Genomic DNA, 24,199 nt, shown 5'->3' on the forward strand with positions numbered 1-24,199 from the left:
AAAACCAGTGAAATCACTGGTTTTTTCTTCTTATTTCTTATTCCGAAACAGGGACAACTGCTCCTTCAAATTCTTCAATAATATAATTTTGGATTTCTTCTGAACGCAAAGCGTTAACTAACTCGACAATTTCCTTATTTTTTTCATCACCACTACGCACAGCAATAATATTTACATAAGGAGAATCAGAGCCTTCAATTGCAATAGCATCATCTAACGGATTTAATCCAGCATCAATCGCATAGTTTGTATTGATTAAAATAGCATCACCTTCGTCATTATTATAAAACTCAGGTAATAGTGCAGCGTCGATTTCAGCTTCAAATTCCAAATTTTTTGGATTTTCTACAATATCATCAAGTGTTGCTGCTACTTTTTCAACATCATCTGCTAACTTAATTAACCCCTGTGATTCTAGCATTGTTAAAATGCGCCCATGATCAGCCACTGAATTACTCATAATAATTACAGCGCCTTCTGGTAATTCATCTAAGCTGCTATATTTTTGTGAATATACTCCGATTGGTTCAATATGAACGCCACCTGCATTCACGAAATCATAGCCTACATCAGCCATTTGCGATTCTAAATATGGTATATGTTGAAAATAGTTAGCATCAAGGTCACCACTATCTAAATCTTCATTAGGTAAAATATAATCTTGATATGTTTCTATAACTAAATCAATTCCCTTGTCAGCTAATATCGGTTGTACTTGTTCTAAAATCTCCGCATGCGGTACATTCGAAGCTCCAACTACTAATTGCTTGTTCTCTTCTGAAGATTGATTAGTTTGACTCTTTTCTGATGAGCTTTCTTTTTCACTTGTTCCACATGCTGCCAAAGCAAAAACTACGAGTAATGTACTTACGATTGCAAATATTTTTTTCATGATGATCTTCTCCTATCTTTTGTCTATTTTTGATGTTATAAAATCTCCAATGTATTGGAGGATAAACACTATAATAAGAATAAAAATGGTTGCTACAACAACAACATCGGTATGACGACGAGAAAAACCTTCTAAATAAGCCAAATTCCCAAGTCCTCCCGCACCGATAATTCCAGCCATGGCAGTATAACCAACTAGAGCAATTGCTGTCACTGTAATTCCTGATATGAGTGCAGGAAGTGCTTCAGGTAGCAGCACCTTGAAAACGATTGTTCTTGTTTTCGCCCCCATAGACCGTGCCGCCTCAATAACACCTTTATCAATCTCTCGCAATGCAATTTCTACCATTCTTGCATAGAAAGGTGCTGCTCCAATTACAAGAGCAGGTAAAGCGGCATTTGCTCCTCTAATTGTCCCAAGCATGAATTTTGTTAATGGAATTAATAAAATGATTAAAATTATGAATGGTATTGAACGAAAAATGTTTACAAAACTGCTGATGATTGTATTAATCAGCTTATGTTCCAATAGGTTGTCCTTCGATGTTAAAAAAAGTAAGAGCCCTAATATAACACCAAAAACAAATGTTGCAATCACCGATGTTACAGTCATATATAGCGTTTCAAATGTTGCTTCCCACATTTTTTCCCAATTAACATTTACAAATAATTGACTAACCATGCTGTATCACCTCCACTGCCACATGTTTTTCCTTTATATATGTGATCGAGCGGTTTATCTCTTCAGCGGTTCCTGTCATATGAATAAACAATGTGCCGTATGCACCGTGCTGTGTATGCGAGATCTTTCCTTGTATAATATTGATGCCAATTTTAAACTGACGGATTAATTCTGCTATTAAAGGTTGTTCAGCATCATCCCCAACAAACAACAGCTTAATAACTTTGCCTTCAGGGTAGCTTTCTAAAATATGCTCAATTGTTTCTGTCGCTTCTTCTGGTTCTGTAATTTGCTTAACAAACTTCTTAGTTATTGAAGCTTTCGGTTGCTGAAACACCGATAAAACTTCACCTTGTTCAACAATGCTGCCATTTTCCATTACAGCTACACGATGACAGATTTTACGAATCACATGCATTTCATGAGTGATTAACACAATTGTGAGACCTAGCTTTTTATTAATATCCACAAGCAGTTCAAGAATTGAGTCTGTTGTTTGTGGATCAAGTGCTGAAGTTGCTTCATCACATAACAATACCTTCGGGCGATTTGCTAAAGCGCGAGCTATTCCAACACGCTGCTTTTGGCCACCACTTAGTTGTGAAGGATACGCATTTTCTCTTCCCTCCAACCCTACGAGCTTGATTAGCTCATCCACCCTCTTCAAGCGTTCTTTTTTACGAATGCCAGCAATTTCTAATGGAAATGATATATTCTCCCGTACAGTTCTTGACCAAAGCAAATTAAAATGCTGAAAGATCATACTAATTTCTTGTCGTGATTTACGTAATTCATCGCCTTTAATAGAGTTCATATTATAATTATTGATCGTAATCGTTCCTTCTGTTGCTGCTTCAAGCTGGTTTAACAAACGAATGAGTGTACTTTTCCCTGCACCACTGTAACCAATAATGCCAAATATTTCACCCTTAGCAATATTCACATTGACATTATCTACAGCAACTACTTCTCCTTCTTGAGATTGATATATTTTTTTTACCCCAGATAGTTTTATCAAAAGGCTCACCTACTTCCTTAATCATATTATCCGTATATGATTAGTATGTTTTATGTTGCAACCTAAACGATCTGCCAAATTTAGCTCTTCTAGCAGCTAGATAGTCGTTTTATCCATTATCATTGTTTTATCAAAGGCTCTTTTCGTAAAATTTATTTCTATCGTTAACAATTTAGCAACTATAGTTGTTGTTTATTTTCAAAAGATTAGATGGCATGAACTATAGTTGTATATTTGTTTACTTCTTCATACGAACTACAACAATCATTATGAAAACAGCATGTGTAAAAGATAAGATATTACGAATACCAAATGAGTACATGTTTATATTTTTGTACGAACAGCAACATTTAATGCGTAATCAACCTAATAGAATAGCTCAACAACAAAATTAAAAAGCCTTTCCGCACATATGAGCAGAAAGGCTTAATTATATTCCTTTCTCTCATCTATCAAAGCATACGCTTCGTGTGAATTGGCACCATTTCAACTTCACCGTTGATGGTTGCCGGGCTTCATAGGGCACATCCCTCCACCTCTCTTGATAAGAGTATATATCAATGTTTTACTTATTCATTTTTAAAATTACATTTCAAAATTAATCTCTTTTAAAAAGTATAGTTGTGATTCTATCACGCTCATTTATATGTGTCAATGAATATCTTTATGGAATTTACATCCAAAACACATATCAATTCACCCTAATTATTTATTTTGAGTTAGTCCTGTCGCTGTCTCTATTGCTTGCTCTAAGTCTTCTAATAGGTCGTCAATATTCTCAATTCCAACTGACAATCTTATCAAATCTTCTGTTACACCTGAAGATTTTAAGCCCTCGGTACTTAATTGTTGATGTGTTGTACTTGCTGGATGGATAATCAAGCTTTTAGCGTCACCTACGTTTGCTACATGCGACCATAGCTTCACATGATTAATTACTTTAGCGCCTGCTTCTCTCCCTCCTTTAATGCCGAACACAACGATGGACCCACTACCTTTTGGTAAATATTTTTTAGCAAGTTCTTTTGCAGGATGATCTTTATGGTCAGGATACAAAACCCACTCTACAGCAGGGTGTTTCGCTAAATATTCAACGACTTTCCTGGCATTATTAATATGTTCTTTCATCCGTACATGTAATGTTTCTAGGCCAAGGTTAAATTGATAAGCATTAAATGGACTTAATGAAGCACCTAAATCTCTTAATAATTGCACCCTAGCTTTGACGATATATGCACTTTCTCCAAGTGCTTCTGCGTATATAAGATTATTGTAGCTAGGGTCAGGGGTTATAAAGTCTGGGAACTTCTCAGAATTCCAATTGAATTTGCCTCCATCAACGATTATTCCCCCTAAAGTCGTTCCATTTCCTAAAAGCCACTTTGTAGCAGAATGAATGACAATATCAGCACCATAGTCAATCGGTCTACATAGATAAGGAGTAGCAAATGTATTATCAATGATTAGCGGAATTCCAGCTTCGTGAGCTATTGAAGCAATCTTCTCAATATCTAATACGTGTAAGCTTGGATTACCAATTGTTTCAGCAAATATCGCTTTTGTTTTAGAAGAAATGGCCTTTGCAAAATTTTTAGGTTTGGAAGGGTCAACGAAGTGAGTTGTGATACCATATTTCGGCAAAGTATTAGCTAATAGATTATACGTTCCACCATATAAAGTAGATGCTGCAACAATTTCATCATTTGCTCCTGCTAGATTAAGAATCGCAGTCGTTATAGCAGCCATTCCACTTGATAATGCTAACCCACCAATTCCACCTTCTAACAATGCTACTCTTTCCTCCAAAACAGTTACAGTAGGGTTGTGTATTCTTGAGTAAATATATCCTTCTTCTTGGAGTGAGAATAAATTAGCAGCATGGCTCGTATCCTTGAACCTGAATGCATTTGATTGATAGATTGGTACTGCTCTTGCACCTGTCACCGGATCAGCTTCTAATCCTCCATGGACACTCAATGTTTCTAAACGATAATCTTTCTCATTACGCATTTTTTTCTTCCCCTTCTCCTTTAATATTCAAAGCAAATAATGATTCTAGCAAAAGAATGTATCTGAATTTCCCTTCGGAAATGATACTTTGTCGATTTATCAATTTTTGTAACTTTTCTTTACCAGATAACAATTCGTAAAACTGCTGGGGTTCAGCACCTAATGAAACGTCTGCATGACTTTGTTGCCATTTGCTCAACTCCATTCCCCGTGCTGTTAACACAACTTGGACTTTCTCTTTATTACATTCAAAATTAACAATGATTGCATGGTTAGGTAGAAGTAGGTTTAAGTGTGAATTTTGAACGAACCTATTATTAAACTCGTTAAGAAGTATATTAAGTTCCATACATTTTAGTTACGATAAACATATGACCTGTTGTTCTACATGTGTATAGAAGTGCTTCACCGATTCATACAACCTAGTACAAACAACAAGTAATATATTTTCGATAACATCTCCCTCCCCTCGTTCCTTTGGATTATAAGAAAATGTGCAAATGTTGAGATCACCTTCTACAAGCATCGGAACCGCTCCATATAAAGGAAACTATTCAATTTAGTTAACGTGTTAATTATCTAAATTGAATAGGCTCTTTAGCTGGACAGCCAAAAGAGTCAAATACAATTACATCCTCTATCAACTGAACCTTAGCAATTGAGGTCACGTTTTTTCTTATAGACACGTGAAACAACACGTAACGCTAAACATTTTGTAAACGCTTAAGGCTAACGAAATATTTTTATTATTTTAAAATTTTCGATATTTCAAAGCAAACTCCTTCAAGAAATTAAAAGTAATGATGAGCTATCTCTTTCTGGACGTTCACTCCCTCAACGAACTTCGGGTTTCCCACAACGGAATATGTTTTTTTGAAATTGCCGGAGGAGTATGGAAGCTGACCTAGATAAAAGGCCATCATCTTCCCTAACAAGCGCTAGAGCCACCTGAGGCGTATTTTCCCTTCATATAATTAAATAAGTGACCTCAAGGAAAATGGCTCTAAAGCCTGTAAATAAGAATAACCTTCTCACCACCATTACTATACTTTTTTAATAGAGAACAAATGTTAATCTAGGTCCTTTAAGTGCTTATATAATACGTCTACAGATTGAAAAGCATAGATTCGCTTAATGACCATATTATTTTTAAATATGAGCAAGCACGGTACACTTTGAATTTCGTACCGTTCTGCCAGGTCAGGAACATAGTTTACGTCCACTTTACCAAACTCTATTAAAGGTACAATTTCTTTTACAACACTAAGCATTCGTTCTGCTAATTGACACGTTCCACAAAGTGGCGTAAAGAAATATACTCCTTTTAAACCTGAAGCTTGTAAAACCTTGTTTATTTGGTCTGTCCATTGCTGCATAATGCTTAAACCCCTTATAAAAATTGTCTTTTCACATTAAAATTTGCACGAAATAAAACTGCTGCAATATGTTGTAACGGAGCAGCTGCAACTTCACGATACACTTTATCAATATAAATATGTTGCGCTTCAGGAAACTCTCTTTTAAATTGCATACGGAGCTTATTGCCAGCTTCATCAGCATCAACAAGAATAAATACATCTTGATGAAATGTTGAATCAATAATTTCATCTAATTTAGTTACACTTAGCGTCCCATTTGTACAGATGATTTCTATTGGTTCATTTAAGACGTTTTCTACTTGCTCTTTATCAGTTTTCCCCTCAACAATAATTACTTTATTAATCTCAATAATCGCCATCGACATCACCCTCGCTGAACAATTCATGAACTTCATAACTAATTTCACATTAGTAATTATATTATTCAAACTAAGAATCTACATGCAGTATCTTTTCTTCTTAAAAAAGATTCCTAATACATCTTACAAATAAAGTTTATGAGATTTTTGTTAAGTCTCTTTACATAACTTTTTACTAATAAAAGCCAGTATGATGATATCTCAAAAATCGCAAATGTAGAAGGATGCCACGAATGTTAAATGTGTAAGTGCTCATATCTTCACAATACTAAAGCAGCCTTATGATAGGGCCTATTTATGCCATAATCGCCATATTGTCTATGAAAAAACAGTGGAGTTGTTACCCCACTGTTTCAAAAAGCATTCCCAATATCGTACTTTATTTTGGTGAAGATGACTTAATCTTCCTTTGTCATTTCCTCATATTGTTCAGCTGACATTAAGCTTTCAACTTCACTCATATCTGCAGGCTTGATTACAACCATCCAAGCTTTTTCATATGGAGATTCGTTTACGAACTCAGGCGTATCGTTTAAGTCTTCGTTAACTTCTAATACTTTGCCACTAATTGGAGCATATAACTCAGATACTGTTTTCACAGATTCAACACTGCCAAATGGTTCATTGATTTCTAGTTCATCACCCGGTTCTGGTAATTCAACGAAAACAATATCTCCAAGCTCTGATTGAGCAAAATGAGTAATTCCTATGCGGACTTGATCTCCTTCAATACGTACCCACTCATGTTCTTCAGAATAACGCAATTCCTTCGGTGTATTCATTTCAACAATCCCTCCAACATTTATAATCATTTTATATATATTAAAAGATGACCGTTTTAACAGTACCTTCTAATTATCAATGACTACCCCCAAGTGTCTTCAAATTGCTTTTCATTAAACCCTACCGTCACAGCACTTCCATTCGTCACGATAGGACGTTTGAGTAACATGCCATCACTTGCTAGAATATCTAATAAATCAGCCTCTGAAGCAGTTTTGACCTTATCCTTTAATCCAAGCTCACGATACTTTTTCCCGCTCGTATTAAAGAACTTCTTTAGTTCCAATCCACTTTTATGATATAAATCTTCGATTGTTTCTCTCGTAGGGGGATTATCAACAATATGTAATTCTTCATAAGAAACATGATGTTCATCTAACCATTTTTTTGCTTTACGACATGTTCCACACTTAGGATACCAATAAAAAGATACCATATAATTTCACCACCCAACGACTTTTTTAGAGGGTTTGCAAACGAGAAACTTAGTCAAATTTCCCCTCTTCAAATGAATATTATCATATTTTTAATTAAATGCATAATCAAGAATTGACTTGTTATTACCTTCTCAGTTTTATTCGTCTTTTATTTTGTTATTCCTGCAATTCTTCTTGAGAAAATTATTCTTAATTTCGCAAGTAACTAGGCCATATTGGATAGTACAAATAATCTTTCATATTAAGATTCCTGACTTAAAAAATGTTGCTATTGTTAACAAATTATGAACCACATGAAGTGATTGTATATCTGCTACTAACGTTAGTTATATTCGCACTTAGCTCTTATTACGAAAAGCAACAACTTATGCGAAAATCCCCTTCATGGAAGCTCTTTTCGTAAACTTTGCTGTTATTATCACCAAACCTTTATCATAAGAAATCGCTTGATATATTTTCAGCCTGCATTTTACAAAAGAAAAGATGCCACGAACGTTAGCTATATGCTGTTTAGCCCATATTACGAGAAGCAACAATCCTTGCGAAAATCCCCTTCATGGAAGCTCTTTTCGTAAACTTTGTTGCCATAGTTACGATTTAAACGTTGTATATCAATAAAAAGAAGAGAACACGCCAGGTGTAAGTTTCTTAGTATATAAATATAGCCGTTAAAAAAAGCCCCCATATTTCAGGAGCTTTTTTTAAGTAAAAGCAAACAGTTCTATGTTTTTAAACTGTATAGCGTTCTGCTTCAATTAGTACTGCTGCAGCTTCACGCTTTTTAGCAATTACGTTAATCGGAGTATAACGAGTGAACTTGCGTAGTGATGATAACATCATGCGAAGTGTATCACCTTTCTCTGTTGCAACTAGTGTTTCTTTTGCATGTGCTTCGATTTCGTTAAATGCTTCTTGGCAATAAATTTGTGTATATAAAAGTTTTTGGTTGTTTTTCTCTAGCCCAGTTTTGTTGATTGCTTTTTCTGTACGTAAGACAGCTGATTCCATTGCATATAAGTTGTTGACAATATCTGCAATATTTATTAAAATTTCTTGTTCTTTTTCAAGCTTTGGACCAAACTTTTGTGCAGCTAAACCAGCTACCATGATGCCTATTTTCTTCGCATTTTTCACTAAATATTTTTCTTGTTCTAGTGGCTCATCACCAACCTCTTCAGGCATCATCATCATTAACTCTTCCTGTAAAGCTTGTGCTTTTTGTAATAGTGGAAGCTCGCCTTTCATTGCTTTACGTAAAAATGTGCCTGGTACAAGTAAGCGATTGATTTCATTCGTTCCTTCAAAAATACGATTAATACGAGAATCTCTGTATGCTCTTTCTACTTCATATTCAGCCATGAAGCCGTATCCACCATGAATTTGAACTGCTTCGTCAGCAATATAGTCAAGTGTTTCAGAACCCATCACTTTCCCAAGAGAACATTCAATCGCATATTCGCCAACTGCTTTCCCTACTTCTCTGCCGTCTTTAACTTGTTCTGGTGTAAGAGCACCCATACGATCTTCAAATAAACCAACTGTTCTATAGACAGAGCTTTCAGAAGCATATAATTTTGATGCCATCGTACCGAATTTTTCTTGCGTTAAAGAGAATTTAGATATTGGTGTTTTGAACTGTTGACGTTGGTTAGCATATTGAAGTGCTACTTCTAACCCGCGTTTTGCTCCTCCAGTTGTCCCTACTCCAAGCTTGTAACGGCCAATATTCAAAATGTTAAAGGCAATGACATGCCCTTTTCCAGCTTCACCTAAGAGATTTTCTTTTGGTACATGTACATCCTCTAAAATGAGTGTACGAGTTGAAGAGCATTTAATACCCATTTTCTTTTCTTCAGGTCCAGTAGACACTCCATCAAAATCACGTTCAACGATAAATGTAGAGAAATGCTCACCATCGATTTTTGCGTATACGACGAATACGTCAGCGAAACCAGCATTCGTAATCCACTGCTTTTCTCCATTTAACACATAATGTGTACCTTCTGCATTAAGTTTTGCAGTAGTTTTTGCACCTAATGCATCTGAACCACTACCAGGCTCTGTTAAAGCATATGCAGCAATCTTCGTACCTACCGCTAGGTCAGGTAAATACTTCTTCTTTTGTTCTTCACTACCGAATAATACAATTGGTAACGAACCGATTCCAACATGAGCACCAAACGTAATTGAAAAGCCGCCTGATCTTGACATCTTTTCTGTAATAAGTGCTGAACTAATTTTATCTAACTCAAGTCCACCGTACTCTTCAGGAACATCTGCTCCTAATAGTCCAAGCTCACCCATTTGTTTTAATAGCTTAACCGAACGGTCAAATTCATGGTTTTCAATATGATCAAGCTGTGGAACAACCTCGTTAACAACGAAATCTTCTGTTGTTTTTCCGATCATAACATGTTCATCTGTATAATCCTCTGGTGTAAATACAGCATCTGAACTAATATCTTCAACTAAAAAGCTGCCACCCTTTACTAATTGTTTAGTCGTATCTGACATTTTAATTTCCTCCTATAAAATAGTGTGTTGTTATTTATTCTATTCGCAGTGCTAGTCATTCCCCTTTTGACTAACACTGCTTTATGATTCCGACCAAATACCCCCTATTTGTTCCGAACACTCTATACTAATTCAAATACCCCAGCAGCACCCATACCGCCACCAATACACATCGTTACAATTCCAAATTGTTCGTTACGGCGTTTCATTTCATGAATAAGAGATAACGTAAGTTTAGCTCCCGTACAACCAAGTGGATGCCCTAATGCAATTGCCCCACCATTCACGTTAACCTTTTCTTCATCTAAACCTAATTCACGAATAACTTGAATTGATTGTGAAGCAAACGCCTCATTTAATTCGAATAAGCCAATATCAGCTAATTCTAACCCAGCTAATTTTAATGCTTTAGGAACAGCTACTACCGGTCCAACTCCCATGATTTCTGGTGGTACTCCACCGACTGCAAATGAACGGAATTTAGCCATCGGCTTCAAGCCAGATGAATCAGCTTTTTCTCTATCCATCACCATCACCGCTGCTGCACCGTCACTCGTTTGCGAAGCATTACCAGCTGTTACAGATCCTGTGACAGAAAATGCTGGTCTAAGTTTCGCTAATCCTTCAACAGAGGAATCCGGGCGTACACCTTCATCTTGAGAAAATTGAATTGTTTTTTCTTGAACTTTATTGTCTTTACCTACTGAACGCATTGTTACGTCTACTGGTACGATTTCATCAGCAAACTTTCCTTCTGCAATTGCTTTCGCTGCTTTCTGATGGCTTCGCACAGCAAATGCATCCTGTTCTTCTCTCGTAATACCATATTTCATCGCAACTTGTTCTGCTGTATGACCCATGCCCATGTAATATTCTGGTGCACTCTCAGCAAGCTTAGCATTTGGACGAACAACATGCCCCATCATTGGTACTAAACTCATTGATTCTGCCCCACCAGCAATAACTGTATCTGCGTGACCAAGCATGATTTTTTCTGCACCGTAGGCAATCGTTTGTAAGCCAGATGAACAATATCTATTTACTGTAACTGCTGGAACTGTGTAAGGTAACCCAGCAAGCGCCCCAATATTTCTAGCCATATTCAATCCTTGTTCTGCCTCTGGCATTGCACAACCAATAATTAAATCATCTATATTACCTTCATAGCTACCTGCACGTTTTAATGTTTCCTTTACTGCAGCAGCCCCTAAATCATCAGGACGTACATCTTTTAGTGTCCCTTTTTTCGCTTTACCAACCGGTGTTCGAGCACCAGCAACAATAACAGCTTCTCTCACATCATTCCCCCGCTTTTCTCCGTATTTTTTCGAATAGGTGGAAGCATTTTTAGACGATGTTCAAAAACTATGCTTATTTAAGAAATACTGACCCACAAAACTACATAGATGTTCTTTCCTAAACTTTCTCCAGCCTTTTTGAACATAGTAGTTATTATTAATTGCGTAACGGCTTACCTTTTACTAACATGTGTTGCATCCGTTGCTGTGTTTTCGGTTCTCCAATTAAGCTAACGAACGCTTCACGTTCTAAATCAAGTAAGTATTGCTCATCGACCTTCGTTCCAAATGGTACTTTACCACCTGCAATAACGTGTGACAGTTTTTTCGCAATTGTTAAGTCGTGATCGGAAATATATCCAGATAAATGCATATTTTGTGCTCCTAATAATAATGTTGCATAACCTGTTTCCCCAACCACTGGAACCTTCTCACGTTTAGGAGCTTGATAACCTTTATCATAAAGTGATATGACAGCTTGTTTCGCATCATGGATAAGATGATCTCCATTAAAGCTAATACCGTCTTGACCTGATAAGAAATTATAGTTTCGAGCATCAGGTCCAGATGTTGACACTTTAGCCATTGCTATCGTTTCGAATACTTTATTTGCGACAGCTTGCAGATCAAAATCTACACCTTTTGGCATCGTTTTCAGATGGTTAATGTAAAGCTCTTTATTACCACCACCACCTGGAATTAAACCTACACCAACCTCTACTAAGCCCATATATGTTTCACTTGATGCTTGAATCTGACTTGTCGGTAAGCTAATTTCTGTACCCCCGCCTAAAGTCATAGCGAATGGTGCCGCAACAACTGGCTTAGCACTATATTTCACATTCATCATTGCTTGTTGGAAATGACGTATAACCATTTCAATTTCAAAGAAATTATCATCCTGTGCTTCCATAAGCATCATTGCTAGATTAGCACCGACACAGAAGTTTTTACCTTGATTTCCTATTACTAATCCTTTATAGTTACGATCAACTTCTTCAAGAGAATAATTAACCATTTGAATGATGTCTAATCCAATGGCATTATTCGGAGAATGGAACTCTAAAAGCGCTACATCATTACCAATATCTATTAAACTAGCACCACTATTTTTCTTAATAACTCCATTTTTCTCTTTTAAGCTCTTAAGATGAACAATTTTTTCGTTTTCCTTTAACAGCTTGTATTCATTTTTGTCTAAGTATGCAACCCCACCGTCCTCTTTTTTATAGAAGGATGTAATGCCGTTTGAAAGCATTTCTTCTATCCACGCTGGAATCTCTTTTCCTTCAGACTTCATTTTGTTTACTGATTTCTCTAAACCGATCGCATCCCACATTTCAAATGGACCGATTTCCCAACCAAAGCCCCATTTCATCGCTTTATCAATAGCAACGATATCATCTGCAATCTCACCTAATAGTTCAGCAGAATATAAGAGTGATGGGCTAATAATATTCCATAGCAGTGCTCCAGCTCTATCATCTGCATATACAAGCGCTTTCAATTTTTCAGGAAGCTTCTTTATTTGTTTGCTCATTTCGATAGATGGCGCTTTTAGCTTTGTTCTTGGCTCATACTCAAATGTTTCTGGATTTAATTGTAAAATATCTTTCCCTTTTTTCAAGAAAAACCCTTGACCCGTTTTACTACCTAACCAACCTTTTTCAACCATCTTTTTCATAAATTCTGGAGTAACAAATACTTCTTTATCCTTACCTTCAACATTATCGTATACGTTTTTCGCAACGTGAACGAATGTATCTAAACCGACAACATCAAGCGTACGGAAAGTTGCACTTTTTGGTCTACCAATTAATGGACCGGTTACCGAATCGACTTCTCCAGCGCTGTAACCACCTTTTAACATTTCATTAACAGTGATGTGAAGCCCATAAGTTCCAATTCGATTAGCGATAAAATTAGGTGTATCCTTCGCTTCAACTACACCTTTTCCTAGTTTTTCTTCTCCATACTGCGTAATGAAAGATAAAACTTCAGGAGAAGTATCCTTTGTAGGTATAACCTCCAACAGTTTTAAATAACGTGGCGGGTTAAAGAAGTGTGTTCCAAGAAAGTGCTTTTTGAAATCATCGGAACGACCTTCTGCCATTGCTTCGATTGATATTCCAGAAGTATTAGAACTTACAATACTTCCTGGCTTTCTTACTTGTTCAATACGTTCAAATACTTGTTTCTTAATTTCTAAATTTTCTACAACAACTTCGATTATCCAATCACATTCAGAAAGCCTTTCCATGTCATCTTCCATGTTACCTGCTTCAATTAACACAATATTGTCCTTTGACATTAGCGGAGCTGGCTTTTGCTTTAACAGTTTTTTAATTGCTTGAGAACTTAACCGATTTCTTACACTTTTATCTTCTAATGTTAGCCCCTTAGCTTTTTCATCGTCTGCTAACTCTCGAGGTACAATATCTAATAATATAGTGGGAACCCCAATATTAGCTAAGTGTGCTGCTATTCCAGAGCCCATTACTCCTGAACCAAGAACAGCTGCTTTTTTAATATGTTGGACCATTCCATTTCTCCTCCTCTGACTCTTTGAATGAATACTCATTCATTTTACTGTCAAAAAAAATACTGCATACCTAGAATGAGTTCCTTTAATTATAAATATAAATGATTTTTTAAATTTTCGCAATATAGAAGCAATAAAATAGGTAATTTTTTTCAAAATACAACATTATTCTACAAGAAGATTAACAACATCCTATAGCACATGGCTATTTTTGCATTGAGTGTTATTTTTTCTATGAAGAAAGAATTATATTTTTTATAAATCAGTGTTAACCCCTACATAGCTTATTATTGCTGAATTTAGCTACAAAGTAAATAAAAGGTTCATTAAGTAAAGTAACTGATGTAAATTATATGATTTTTACAAGCCTTTAAAGTAACAATTCCCATATCGTAGTTATATGCGTGCTTATTACGAAAAGCAACAATTAATGCAAAAACATCCTTATGTAAAGAGCCTCATAATTATTATCTTGATAAAAATGTTCACTTTGGAAACGTTAATAAAATGGAGGTGATGCGAAATGGCACGTATGAAGAAGAGTCCATCAAAAGCGGGAGTAAGTGCAGCAAGTGTAAAAGGGAATGCTGGTCCTACGGTTGAAAATGAAGGTGGAAAAACTCAAAGTCAAAATCAGCAATATAAAAAGCATAATATGCAACCCGAGGAATAGAAAAGGTTTTTGCCGATTATACAATAGCGGAATGTCCGTTAATTACAATACTAAGACAGGCATTCACACGAAGGCCCATTGCCTTCGTGTGAAATCATGGAGTGGGTTAAGCTTAATGATGGACATTCAGTCAAATAAATAAACATTAAACCTTGCTCTTTGCCTAAGCAAATTTAGTCTACTGTCCAAATGCGTACTTTTACTTGCCAACTCTTACTGTTTACTGTCCAAACTGGCTCACTTACTTGCCAAATTACACTGTTTACTGTCCAAACTGGCTATACTATACCATTCGTTTTAACGCATCTGCTACGAATTCAACATTTGTTCCTACAATCACTTGAATATGATTGTCATCCACTTTCATCACTCCGTGAGCGCCGTGCTTCTTTAATGAAGCTTCACTTATAGCACTGCTGTCTTTCACCTCTAATCGCAGTCGAGTGGCGCAGTTATCTATACTAGTAATATTTTCTTTACCACCTAAATCTTGTAGGAAGCTCTCAGCCATTATAGTAAATTTATCACCTGTTCCAGCTGATGCGATAGCATCCTCCTCAATTGCCTCATCCTCACGACCTGGTGTTTTAATATTCATAACCTTAATAAGAAAATAGAATACGATGAAGTAAATTACTCCATAAACTAAGCCTACTACTAATAATAAAAGAGGTTTTTGGGCGATTCCAAAATTCAATAAATAGTCTGTAACACCCGCTGAAAAACCAAAACCGTCATGTATGCCAAGTAAGTTCGTCACTACCATTGAACTCGCCGTTAACAATGCGTGAATAACATACAAAAGTGGTGCGATAAACATAAACGTAAATTCTATCGGTTCGGTAATACCTGTTAAAAATGACGTTAAAGCAATACCTATCAGTGCGCCAGAAACTTGTTTTCTTCGTTCAGGTTTTGCAGCAGCTATCATTGCTAGGCACGCTGCGGGAAGTCCAAACATCATGATTGGAAAGAAGCCCGTCATAAATTGACCTGCTGTTGGGTCACCTGCGAAGAAGCGATTTAAATCCCCTGTTGCTCCTCCATATTCACCGAACACAAACCAAACTAAGGTATTTATGACATGATGAAGCCCTAACGGAATTAACAAACGGTTTAAGAAACCGAAAACGCCAACACCAACTGCACCTGCACCAATAATCCATTCACCTAAACTATTAATCCCCTCTTGAATAGGTGGCCAAATAAACCCTAATGGCAAAGCAATTACGAGCATCACGACAGATGTGACAATTGGAACGAACCTTCTTCCTCCAAAAAAGGCTAACCATTCTGGCAATTTTATATCATGATAACGATTATATAATTGACCACTTATAATCCCCGCTAAAATACCACCTAGAACCCCCATATTAATTTCATTATTAATAGCTTGCGTTGCATCTGTTAAGACGAAATATCCGACTGCTCCTGCTAGTGCTGCAGCACCGTGATTATCTTTTGATAATCCTATTGCAATCCCTATTGCAAAGATGAGTGATAAATTAGCAAACAATGCTCCACCAGCAGCAGATATAAACGGTATATTTAATATATCCTCTGCTCCAAAACGGAGTAATAATGCTGCGGCTGGTAATACAGCAATTGGTAGCATAAGTGACTTCCCAATTCTTTGTAAAAATTTAAACATTTTTCATCTCCCCAATTCTATAAAAGATGTGTGACTCTATCTTTATATTGATTAATTAAATCCCGATTGTGGATATCTGAGCCTTGTACGTTTCCGCTTAAGAAAATGGGTGGTTTTATATTTTTCATTAATAGAATATTAATGGTCTCTACGATTACACTATTTATAATTGCACTATTAATAATTGTAGAAGTTGGTCCAAATGGTTGTTGTAGTCGATCGTCAGTCATGACAGCATCGCCTATAGAAGAATAGTTATCTATTACAAGATCAACGACTTCATGCAAGCGTTTTCGATCTATATGCCTTGACTTTACATGTTTTGAAAAATCAAGCGATGTTAAAGCGATCACTTGAGCCCCTTTCCTCTTTGCATATAGCGCAGCATCAATCGGAACTGGATTAATACCTGAAGTAGACACAACGATAAAAACATCATTTTGCTGAATTTGATATTTTTCAAGGTTAACTTCTATAAAATTATTAACCCTTTCAAGCATTGAAGACCTGACTGGGCCTTTAAATAACATTAAATCTTCTATAAGTATAGGGTTTACACATGCTAGCCCCCCTGCACGATAGAAGATTTCCTCTGAGATGATATGTGAATGTCCACAACCAAATATATGAATAATGCCTTCTTTTTCAAGTGTATTTGCTAATATTGATGCAGCGTTTGTTAACGTTTGTTCATTGGATTTCACCTTATTAAGCAATCTATCAACTTCATCCAAATATTGAGTAAGCATACATCCACCCCCAAGAAAATAAACTCCGTTTCCTTAATAATCTTTTTTATATTCTCCCTATACATACCCCCAATATTTTTAATCATGACCAAATGACAGATTTGAGTCTAAAGTGCAACTTACAAAGAAGGTGACCTTTAGGTGGTCAATCTTAAGGTTGTTTTCGTGTTGATTGTTGCTTTTCGTTCTAAGATGTCGATCGTTTGTGCCATCTTTTCTACTATTACAATTATTGAGCTTTCTTGAAACTCATCATACAGTCCAATTTAAGTAAAATAGCAACAAAGTTTACGAAAAGATCCTTCTTTTATTACGTAGTAAGGTCACTATTGAACATCTTGTAGCTCTCGTTTAATTAACTTAATTTTCTGATATTTACACGATGCATGAACGTTCATTTTGTAAACGCATTCATAATTTGCACCGGTAGAGAGTTATTCAACCTCTCCAGCAACTTTCTAAAACTTACAAATAATATTCTACAGGTAGCCTAGTGGAACAACTATATAGTATCATTATAATATATAGTTGTCTATACCAATTTTCATATATGTATAGTTGTCTAGACAACTGATAATTAGCATGATATGATATAGAAAAAAGCATAAGGAGTTTTCGATATGCTTATTAAAGGCTTAACAATTTATGCTGAAGATAGAACGATTGAACAAGGTACTATTAAGATTACTGATGGCAAAATTGAGTCACTCAGTGAACACATAGATGAGACTGACACTAACATCATTCAATTTCCTAACACTTATAAATGCCTACCAGGAATGATTGATGTTCATATTCATGGTGCACATGGTTCTGATGTTATGGACGCCTCTCCACATGCACTGGATACAATTTCGAAAGCATTACCACAAGAAGGTACAACTAGCTATTTAGCTACTACAATCACACAACAGCATGCAAAAATAGAACAGGCATTATGTAATGTTGGTAACTATATGAAATCTCAGAATGATGGTCAAGCTGAAATATTGGGTATTCACCTTGAAGGTCCATTTATCAATTCACAAAAAGCAGGTGCACAACCTTATGATTACATTATGGAGGGAGATATATCATTATTTAAAAGCTGGCAAAAGCTTTCAGGTAACAATATTAAACTTGTGACGCTTGCACCCGAAATAAACAATGGTTTCGCCTTGATAAAATATTTAAGTTCAAATGGTGTTGTTGCTTCCATCGGTCATTCAAACGCTACTTATGATCAGGTAGTTGATGCCATTCGTGTTGGAGCATCTCACATTACTCATCTATTTAACGGCATGAGCGGCTTACATCATCGAGAACCAGGTGTTGTAGGTGCAGCAATGATGCGAGATGAATTATTTGTTGAAATGATTGTTGATGGTATACACGTTTCTCCTAAAATGATTGAATTTGCTTACCGTTCCATTGGATGTGAACGAACAATTCTAATTACCGATGCGATGCGTGCAAAATGTTTAAGAGATGGCGTCTATGACCTAGGTGGTCAAAATGTACACGTAAAAAATGGTAAAGCAACTTTGGATGGAGGAGCATTAGCCGGGAGTTTATTAACGATGGATCAAGCAATGCATAATATCTCGACTTACACAAATGCATCTCTTACTGAGTTAACCTTAATTACCTCAAAGAATCCTGCTAAACAATGTGGCGTGTTTGAACGTAAAGGCAGTATAAAAGAAAATAAAGATGCAGACCTTATTATTTTAGATGAACAAAACAATCTAGTTATGACTATCTGTCGAGGAGTTATCTCATACGAGAGATAAATACACGAGGTGAATTGCTCATGAAAATCATTCAAGTAGAAGACTACCATGATTTGAGTATAAAAGCCGCTCAGCATATTATAACAAAAATTCAAAATGAACCAGATCTTGTTTTAGGTTTAGCGACTGGTAGCACTCCTAAAGGTGCTTATAAACAAATGATTAATGATTTTCAAAAAAACAACACATCTTATCGTTATGTAAAGACTGTTAATTTAGATGAATATGTAGGCTTAGCTAAGAATGACATAAATAGTTACTTTACATTTATGAATGAGCATCTTTTTAACCATATTGATATTCCTTACTCACAAACACATATTCCGAACGGAATGGCAAAGGATTTACAAACAGAGTGCAACAACTACGATAAGCTTATTCATTCATTAGGTGGCATAGATCTACAATTATTAGGCATCGGACACAATGGTCATATAGGCTTTAATGAACCATATACTTCCTTTAAGACCCGTACGCATATTGTAAAACTGACCTCATCAACTCGATATGCAAATGAGCGATTTTTTCAACATATTAATGAAGTTCCTAAATATGCGATTACGATGGGTATTCAAACTATTCTTGAAAGTAAACAGATACTTTTACTTATATCAGGTAAAGATAAACGAAAAGCTGTCCATAAACTATTAGTAGAACAAAATATGAGCGAAGAATTTCCTGCATCTTCCTTATATGATCATCCACATGTTACAATCATAGCAGATAAAGCAGCGCTTTCACTAACTTAATAGCGAAAGGAGAGCTAGAAATGATCGACAGAGAATCACCTGTACCAATCTATTATCAAATTGAAGAATATATAAAGAATTTAATAGATAATGAAGAACTTACCCCTGGTGATGCGATTCCTTCAGAAAGAGAATTTTCTGAACAATTTAGCGTAAGTCGCATGACGATCAGGCAGGCGATTATAAACTTAGTTAATGAAGGATATTTATATAGACAAAAGGGCAAAGGTACTTTCGTTGGTGAAAAAAAAATAGAACAAACATTACAAGGCTTAACAAGCTTTACTGAGGATATGGAAAAAAGAGGGATGAAACCAGGGAGTAAGCTTCTTAAATTTGAGCTTATTCCAGCAAGCCGTAGTATTTCAACCAAATTATTAATAAATGAACATGACCCACTATATGAAATAAAACGGATAAGATTTGCTGACGACTTACCGATGGCAATTGAAACAACCTATATACCTGCAAATTTGGTAAAAGGCTTAACCGAAGACATAGTCAATCGTTCACTTTATTCTTATATTGAAAATGAACTAGGTTTACAAATAGATTCTGCAAAGCAAGTTATTGAGTCGTCAATTGCGAGAGCTGATGAAGCACGAGATTTAGGTATAAATAAAAATGCACCTATATTATATATTCGGAGACAAACTAAGTTAACAAACGGGCAGCCGCTAGAGCTCGTTAAATCAGTTTATCGTGCTGATCGATATAAATTTGTTATTAATATGAAGAGAAATTAACATTATTATTATTTTAAAATAACAAAAGAGCCATTCAATAACGGTTGATGACTTTATCGAATGGCTCTTTTCGTAATCTTTGTTGCTATAGTGACAATATTAACAAAACAAAAATGATTATAATCAATTGACTTCATTTTATAACAAGAAATGATGCCTCGAATAATATATGTGTACGTGTTAATGTTTAAGTATGGAAAACAACAATTAATACTAATCTCCAACAAGCATTTTGCTATGATAAAGTGAGATTGGCTTAAGAGTTAAACAATAAGACTCAGAGTCTACTGCCCTAGAGATTATCACATTAGTATGAATATAACCCCAAAGTATAATAAAATAGCCAGCCTTATTCACTCAAACCTTCTATCGAATAACGCTAGCTGTATCTTGATAATTTATCATTCTACTATTTTATTCGTACACTAATCATACAAAGGTAAAGAGGAGTCCATAACCTTTATTTTTTAACCATTCCCTTTAGTACAAACGCAACATTAGCTGGTCTTTCTGCTAACCTACGCATAAAATAGCCATACCAATCTGTTCCATATGGTACGTACACTCTCATTTTATACCCTTCATTTGAAAGCTCCAGTTGCCGTTCTGTTCGTATTCCATACAGCATTTGAAACTCAAATTGATCATTCGGTATATTATGCTCTTTCACGAGCTGTTTAGTATATTCTATAATCTCATCATCGTGGCTTGCTACAGCAGTATAATTCCCATTTAATAAATGCATTTTTATTATTTTTTTAAGGTTGTCATCTACATCTTTTTTATCAGGAAATGCTACTTCAGGGGATTCTTTGTAAGCCCCTTTTACTAGCCGTAGATTAGGATGATATTCATTTAAGTCTTCCATATCTTTTTCTGTTCTATATAAATATGATTGAATAACTGTCCCTACATTATCAAACTCTTTTCTTAACTCTGTGAAAATATCAATTGTTTTCTGGCATCGAGAATAGTCTTCCATATCGATCGTAACGAACACACCATTATCTTTGGCAGCTTGTAAAATTCTACGCATATTTCTCATGACCACTTGGTCAGATATATCCAAACCCATAGAAGTCATTTTTAATGATAGCTGTGAATCTAAATTTTCTCTACCAATTGCCTTAATTGCTTCAATTGACTGATCTGCCATTTCGTTAGCTTCTATTTCGTTATCAACAAATTCACCTAAATAGTCAATTGTTACAACTAGCCCTTTATTATTTAGCTCTTTAATTACACCAACAGCAAGGTTAATCGTTTCCCCTGCAACAAACCTACCGGCACCAAAACGCAAACCGTATTTTTTTGCTAATTTTGTCATAGGTTTATTCTTTGATAAAAATAAGAAAAAGTTTTTCATCACTTGTTCCAATTTATAATAACCTCCTTTTGTAACCGCATTCATTTGAGTTAGCAGAGTGCTCAAAAAGTGTGGAAAAAGATGTTGTATAAACTTGTACAAGCTAACCTGAAATGAGCTTTCCTCTTCAGAGTTTGAGTAAATGTCATTTCGTAGCTATGTGTATTTTTACCATTCATGATCGTATGTGTTTTTTCCAAGCAGTTAGTAGCCCCGCCTACCACCATGATTTCTTCTTCGTACTTTTTAAACTCGCATTTTTAAGAAGGCTGTATTTATTTTTTCTACTAGCCAGCATTATTTTATCATCTTTTATTATTTTTGAATATAATTTAATGCTATTTTTGTCGAAAATAAGACAAATTGTTTATCAGGCTGTTTTCACAATGGTTGTTGCTTTTCGTTCTAAATTTTCCTAACGTTCATGGCATCTTTTCAACATTAAGATTAAACCTCATTGTAATGTCCATTATTATTAACAATAGCAACAAACTTTACGATAAAAGCGTTAATAATAATTTGTATAGCTATTAGCCGTTAGGGAACGATAAATTTTGAAGTTAATAAGGAGGGATTAATGATGCAGCAACAAAATATGACTCAAAACCAAACAATGGCAATGCCACAGCCACCACAAGTAGTATCAACAAAAGACTCAATGTACTTAACTGATATGCTTTCTTGGAATTTATTAGCTATGAAAAAAGCACATTTCTTTGCTAGACAATGTCAAGATCAAGAAATTATATCAGCTATAGAACGAGCTGGACAAATGCATCAACGACATTACGGTATAATTTTGTCCCATTTACAAAATAACAATCAACCTACCCAACCAATGCAATAAGGAGGTCACTTCATAAATGAATAATCAAAACAAAATTCAAAACCCAAAAACACCGATACCTCAAACACCTGAAATGAACGAACGTGATTTTTTAAATGACATGCTTGCAACTGAAAAATATATGACGGATTCTTACTGTACAGCATTGAATGAAGCAAGCCATCAAGCACTTTATCAAGATATACAGAATGTTTTTAACGAAACGCAAAATTGTCAAAGACAACTATACAACCTAATGTTCCAAAAAGGTTGGTACAAAATCGAAGCCAGTGAACAACAGAAGCTACAACAATCATATCAACAATTTCAAGGTTATACGAGTCAATTCCCGTATAACAATATGACCCAATAAGAAAAATCTCTCATCCGATTTCCCCCAACAAGCGCTTTATTTTAAAGGTGCTTGTTGTTTTTTATTAGAACTTGAGGCTATGGAATAACACATCGGTAACCAGGCTAACCAGATCGTAACAAAGTAGGACAAACACAACTTTTTGTGTTTGCCCTACTTGGATGTACGATGTTCTTCATTTAATTGTTTAATTTCAGCAATGACCTTCTTCATTTCTTCCTTTGCATCTGGGTACATTTCATTCCAATGCTTAGCCAATGCAGGCATGCTTTTCGCAATATGAGTATAAAGCGCCCACATCTCAACCTTTTTGATTGTATCAGGAGTATGTTGACCAACTAATAAATCAGTATATTTTTCAAGTAAACCGTCAAACTGCTCTATAAATTTTTGTTCCACCATCTCAGCCCCTTTGAACAAATACTTCAACTGTTTATATTATAATCTTACACTTTACCACATACAATTTATTACTCCTAAAAAAGAAAGGGTTGTTTCGATGAATTCGTACCCTTATTACAATCCTTTTCCTAAACAGCTAAATAAAAGGCACACTCAACATGACAAAATTGAGCCACATATTATTGTCGAAGGACGTGGGAAAGTAACTGTAAAACCAGATCTAGTTTCTATGCAATTAGGTGTTATTACTGAGGATCAGAGCGCCACCACTGCTCAACAACAAAATGCATTAAAGTCAACACAGCTTATTCGTTCTTTAATTGAGTTGGGAATTGACAAAAATGATATTGAAACAATGGCATATAACGTATTTCCAAAGTATAAAACAGTTGATAACGAAAGCATACTCGAAGGATTTAAAGTTACACACCAGTTAAAAATTACGGTTCGAAACAGCCATATGTCTGGCGAAATTTATGATGTAGCATTTCAAAATGGAGCTAGCAGTGCTGGGAGATTAAGTTTTGAATTATCAGATCCTGACCCCTACTACCTGCAGGCTCTACAAGCTGCTGTAAATCATGCCATTCAAAAAGCTGCTGTCATTGCAGAAACGATTCATGCTCAAATAAATCAAACTCCTACAAAAATTAAAGAGCTTGGTCACCCTCCGTACAGAACATTTGCTGAAGAACAACCACTTATGTCTACAACAATTAATCCATCTACTTCCATTCTTCCAAGAGAAATTAGCATCACTGCGGAAATTGAAGCTCAATTTGATTATAAGAACTAGCCTGTTGATCGAGTCCTCAAAATAGCAAGAGCATAGCTATACTAATTGTTCTTCTTGACTAATCGACCCAAAAACGGCTATTCTCGCATTAGTTGTTGATATACGTACTAATATATAAGCACGTATCCATCTAGTGTATAGTGTACCGGGCATCTTTTCTACTTTTACAATTATTAAGCACTA

At 35.5% G+C, this 24,199-nt stretch carries 24 protein-coding genes and 1 riboswitch; of the genes, 7 read left to right on the forward strand and 17 right to left on the reverse strand.

Annotated features, from left to right (window positions below; all coding sequences use genetic code 11):
• Positions 1-37 precede the first annotated feature (37 nt).
• The 13 genes from ACSVDA_RS02715 to ACSVDA_RS02775 all read right to left on the reverse strand — a co-directional run bounded on the left by ACSVDA_RS02715 (position 38) and on the right by ACSVDA_RS02775 (position 13,913).
• Positions 38-892, reverse strand: coding sequence for a MetQ/NlpA family ABC transporter substrate-binding protein (locus ACSVDA_RS02715; RefSeq protein ID WP_485880636.1), 855 nt, complete (start codon positions 890-892; stop codon positions 38-40).
• 12 nt (positions 893-904) lie between these two features.
• Positions 905-1,573: a methionine ABC transporter permease gene (locus tag ACSVDA_RS02720; RefSeq protein WP_214481081.1), complete on the reverse strand. Its 669-nt coding sequence runs from the start codon at positions 1,571-1,573 to the stop codon at positions 905-907.
• Positions 1,566-2,591, reverse strand: a complete 1,026-nt coding sequence (locus tag ACSVDA_RS02725) for a methionine ABC transporter ATP-binding protein (protein ID WP_485880638.1) — start codon at positions 2,589-2,591, stop codon at positions 1,566-1,568. Before ACSVDA_RS02725 ends, ACSVDA_RS02720 begins: the two co-directional genes overlap by 8 nt.
• A 442-nt stretch (positions 2,592-3,033) precedes the next feature.
• Positions 3,034-3,142, reverse strand: a riboswitch (SAM riboswitch).
• A 154-nt stretch (positions 3,143-3,296) separates the two neighbouring features.
• Positions 3,297-4,601, reverse strand: coding sequence for an O-acetylhomoserine aminocarboxypropyltransferase/cysteine synthase family protein (locus ACSVDA_RS02730; RefSeq protein ID WP_485880639.1), 1,305 nt, complete (start codon positions 4,599-4,601; stop codon positions 3,297-3,299).
• On the reverse strand, positions 4,594-4,950 hold the full coding sequence (locus ACSVDA_RS02735) for an SCP2 sterol-binding domain-containing protein (RefSeq protein WP_485880641.1): 357 nt from the start codon (positions 4,948-4,950) through the stop codon (positions 4,594-4,596). Before ACSVDA_RS02735 ends, ACSVDA_RS02730 begins: the two co-directional genes overlap by 8 nt.
• A 9-nt stretch (positions 4,951-4,959) precedes the next feature.
• Positions 4,960-5,127 carry a hypothetical protein gene (locus ACSVDA_RS02740; protein ID WP_485880643.1) on the reverse strand — a complete coding sequence of 56 codons (168 nt, stop codon included), beginning with the start codon at positions 5,125-5,127 and terminating at the stop codon, positions 4,960-4,962.
• Between the two features lie 544 nt (positions 5,128-5,671).
• Positions 5,672-5,977, reverse strand: a complete 306-nt coding sequence (locus tag ACSVDA_RS02745) for a thioredoxin family protein (protein WP_485880645.1) — start codon at positions 5,975-5,977, stop codon at positions 5,672-5,674.
• Between the two features lie 14 nt (positions 5,978-5,991).
• A complete protein-coding gene (locus tag ACSVDA_RS02750; protein WP_485880888.1) occupies positions 5,992-6,339 on the reverse strand; it encodes a toprim domain-containing protein in 348 nt (115 codons plus the stop codon).
• Between the two features lie 398 nt (positions 6,340-6,737).
• A complete protein-coding gene (gene gcvH / locus ACSVDA_RS02755; protein ID WP_214481184.1) occupies positions 6,738-7,121 on the reverse strand; it encodes a glycine cleavage system protein GcvH in 384 nt (127 codons plus the stop codon).
• Positions 7,122-7,204: 83 nt separating this feature from the next.
• Positions 7,205-7,558, reverse strand: coding sequence for an arsenate reductase family protein (locus ACSVDA_RS02760; RefSeq protein ID WP_485880647.1), 354 nt, complete (start codon positions 7,556-7,558; stop codon positions 7,205-7,207).
• A gap of 730 nt (positions 7,559-8,288) precedes the next feature.
• Complete coding sequence (locus ACSVDA_RS02765) at positions 8,289-10,073, reverse strand: acyl-CoA dehydrogenase family protein (RefSeq protein ID WP_485880649.1); 1,785 nt, start codon at positions 10,071-10,073, stop codon at positions 8,289-8,291.
• Between the two features lie 122 nt (positions 10,074-10,195).
• On the reverse strand, positions 10,196-11,371 hold the full coding sequence (locus ACSVDA_RS02770) for an acetyl-CoA C-acetyltransferase (protein WP_485880651.1): 1,176 nt from the start codon (positions 11,369-11,371) through the stop codon (positions 10,196-10,198).
• Between the two features lie 157 nt (positions 11,372-11,528).
• Positions 11,529-13,913, reverse strand: a complete 2,385-nt coding sequence (locus ACSVDA_RS02775; RefSeq protein ID WP_485880652.1) for a 3-hydroxyacyl-CoA dehydrogenase/enoyl-CoA hydratase family protein — start codon at positions 13,911-13,913, stop codon at positions 11,529-11,531.
• Positions 13,914-14,436: 523 nt separating this feature from the next.
• On the opposite strand from ACSVDA_RS02775, the gene ACSVDA_RS02780 reads away from it, so the two are divergent.
• Positions 14,437-14,586: a YuzL family protein gene (locus ACSVDA_RS02780; RefSeq protein WP_214481091.1), complete on the forward strand. Its 150-nt coding sequence runs from the start codon at positions 14,437-14,439 to the stop codon at positions 14,584-14,586.
• A 283-nt stretch (positions 14,587-14,869) separates the two neighbouring features.
• On the opposite strand, the gene nagE is transcribed toward ACSVDA_RS02780, so the two are convergent.
• The gene (nagE, locus tag ACSVDA_RS02785) at positions 14,870-16,237 is read right to left on the reverse strand and encodes an N-acetylglucosamine-specific PTS transporter subunit IIBC (RefSeq protein ID WP_485880655.1); all 1,368 of its coding nucleotides are present in this window, start codon (positions 16,235-16,237) and stop codon (positions 14,870-14,872) included.
• 17 nt (positions 16,238-16,254) lie between these two features.
• Positions 16,255-16,986 carry an SIS domain-containing protein gene (locus tag ACSVDA_RS02790; RefSeq protein WP_485880657.1) on the reverse strand — a complete coding sequence of 244 codons (732 nt, stop codon included), beginning with the start codon at positions 16,984-16,986 and terminating at the stop codon, positions 16,255-16,257.
• Positions 16,987-17,606: 620 nt separating this feature from the next.
• Between ACSVDA_RS02790 and nagA the strand changes: the two genes are divergently transcribed.
• From nagA to ACSVDA_RS02805, 3 genes are read left to right on the forward strand one after another with little or no spacing between them, the layout of a single operon-like run.
• On the forward strand, positions 17,607-18,758 hold the full coding sequence (gene nagA / locus ACSVDA_RS02795) for an N-acetylglucosamine-6-phosphate deacetylase (protein ID WP_485880659.1): 1,152 nt from the start codon (positions 17,607-17,609) through the stop codon (positions 18,756-18,758).
• Between the two features lie 20 nt (positions 18,759-18,778).
• Positions 18,779-19,507, forward strand: coding sequence for a glucosamine-6-phosphate deaminase (nagB, locus tag ACSVDA_RS02800; RefSeq protein WP_485880661.1), 729 nt, complete (start codon positions 18,779-18,781; stop codon positions 19,505-19,507).
• 20 nt (positions 19,508-19,527) lie between these two features.
• Entirely contained in the window at positions 19,528-20,253 is a 726-nt protein-coding gene (locus tag ACSVDA_RS02805; RefSeq protein ID WP_485880662.1) for a GntR family transcriptional regulator, read from the forward strand.
• A gap of 460 nt (positions 20,254-20,713) precedes the next feature.
• Here the strand turns inward: ACSVDA_RS02805 and ACSVDA_RS02810 are convergent, their stop codons facing one another.
• Positions 20,714-21,631 carry a proline dehydrogenase family protein gene (locus ACSVDA_RS02810; protein WP_485880664.1) on the reverse strand — a complete coding sequence of 306 codons (918 nt, stop codon included), beginning with the start codon at positions 21,629-21,631 and terminating at the stop codon, positions 20,714-20,716.
• A gap of 568 nt (positions 21,632-22,199) precedes the next feature.
• Here ACSVDA_RS02810 and ACSVDA_RS02815 point away from each other — a divergent pair.
• Complete coding sequence (locus tag ACSVDA_RS02815) at positions 22,200-22,466, forward strand: hypothetical protein (protein WP_485880665.1); 267 nt, start codon at positions 22,200-22,202, stop codon at positions 22,464-22,466.
• A gap of 16 nt (positions 22,467-22,482) precedes the next feature.
• Positions 22,483-22,818 (forward strand): spore coat protein, encoded by a 336-nt coding sequence (locus tag ACSVDA_RS02820; protein ID WP_320209591.1) that lies wholly within the window; start codon positions 22,483-22,485, stop codon positions 22,816-22,818.
• 153 nt (positions 22,819-22,971) lie between these two features.
• Here ACSVDA_RS02820 and ACSVDA_RS02825 read toward each other — a convergent pair whose 3' ends face one another.
• Entirely contained in the window at positions 22,972-23,217 is a 246-nt protein-coding gene (locus ACSVDA_RS02825; protein WP_320257795.1) for a YusU family protein, read from the reverse strand.
• Between the two features lie 100 nt (positions 23,218-23,317).
• Here ACSVDA_RS02825 and ACSVDA_RS02830 point away from each other — a divergent pair, with 100 nt between their 5' ends.
• A complete protein-coding gene (locus ACSVDA_RS02830; RefSeq protein ID WP_485880666.1) occupies positions 23,318-24,016 on the forward strand; it encodes an SIMPL domain-containing protein in 699 nt (232 codons plus the stop codon).
• Positions 24,017-24,199: the final 183 nt, after the last annotated feature.

The sequence above is a fragment of the Cytobacillus sp. Hm23 genome, from assembly GCF_051842895.1.
Classification (GTDB): domain Bacteria; phylum Bacillota; class Bacilli; order Bacillales; family SM2101; genus Nanhaiella.

Bases quoted from the DNA above. Each gene is read 5' to 3' on its own strand.
- ACSVDA_RS02715 (WP_485880636.1), bottom strand. From the start codon at position 892: ATGAAAAAAATATTTGCAATCGTAAGTACATTACTCGTAGTTTTTGCT.
- ACSVDA_RS02820 (WP_320209591.1), top strand. From the start codon at position 22,483: ATGAATAATCAAAACAAAATTCAAAACCCAAAAACACCGATACCTCAA.
- ACSVDA_RS02780 (WP_214481091.1), top strand. From the start codon at position 14,437: ATGGCACGTATGAAGAAGAGTCCATCAAAAGCGGGAGTAAGTGCAGCA.
- nagA (WP_485880659.1), top strand. From the start codon at position 17,607: ATGCTTATTAAAGGCTTAACAATTTATGCTGAAGATAGAACGATTGAA.
- ACSVDA_RS02750 (WP_485880888.1), bottom strand. From the start codon at position 6,339: ATGGCGATTATTGAGATTAATAAAGTAATTATTGTTGAGGGGAAAACT.
- ACSVDA_RS02805 (WP_485880662.1), top strand. From the start codon at position 19,528: ATGATCGACAGAGAATCACCTGTACCAATCTATTATCAAATTGAAGAA.
- ACSVDA_RS02790 (WP_485880657.1), bottom strand. From the start codon at position 16,986: ATGCTTACTCAATATTTGGATGAAGTTGATAGATTGCTTAATAAGGTG.
- ACSVDA_RS02720 (WP_214481081.1), bottom strand. From the start codon at position 1,573: ATGGTTAGTCAATTATTTGTAAATGTTAATTGGGAAAAAATGTGGGAA.
- ACSVDA_RS02775 (WP_485880652.1), bottom strand. From the start codon at position 13,913: ATGGTCCAACATATTAAAAAAGCAGCTGTTCTTGGTTCAGGAGTAATG.
- ACSVDA_RS02765 (WP_485880649.1), bottom strand. From the start codon at position 10,073: ATGTCAGATACGACTAAACAATTAGTAAAGGGTGGCAGCTTTTTAGTT.
- ACSVDA_RS02740 (WP_485880643.1), bottom strand. From the start codon at position 5,127: ATGCTTGTAGAAGGTGATCTCAACATTTGCACATTTTCTTATAATCCA.
- ACSVDA_RS02830 (WP_485880666.1), top strand. From the start codon at position 23,318: ATGAATTCGTACCCTTATTACAATCCTTTTCCTAAACAGCTAAATAAA.
- ACSVDA_RS02730 (WP_485880639.1), bottom strand. From the start codon at position 4,601: ATGCGTAATGAGAAAGATTATCGTTTAGAAACATTGAGTGTCCATGGA.
- gcvH (WP_214481184.1), bottom strand. From the start codon at position 7,121: ATGAATACACCGAAGGAATTGCGTTATTCTGAAGAACATGAGTGGGTA.
- nagB (WP_485880661.1), top strand. From the start codon at position 18,779: ATGAAAATCATTCAAGTAGAAGACTACCATGATTTGAGTATAAAAGCC.
- nagE (WP_485880655.1), bottom strand. From the start codon at position 16,237: ATGTTTAAATTTTTACAAAGAATTGGGAAGTCACTTATGCTACCAATT.
- ACSVDA_RS02815 (WP_485880665.1), top strand. From the start codon at position 22,200: ATGCAGCAACAAAATATGACTCAAAACCAAACAATGGCAATGCCACAG.
- ACSVDA_RS02735 (WP_485880641.1), bottom strand. From the start codon at position 4,950: ATGGAACTTAATATACTTCTTAACGAGTTTAATAATAGGTTCGTTCAA.
- ACSVDA_RS02745 (WP_485880645.1), bottom strand. From the start codon at position 5,977: ATGCAGCAATGGACAGACCAAATAAACAAGGTTTTACAAGCTTCAGGT.
- ACSVDA_RS02760 (WP_485880647.1), bottom strand. From the start codon at position 7,558: ATGGTATCTTTTTATTGGTATCCTAAGTGTGGAACATGTCGTAAAGCA.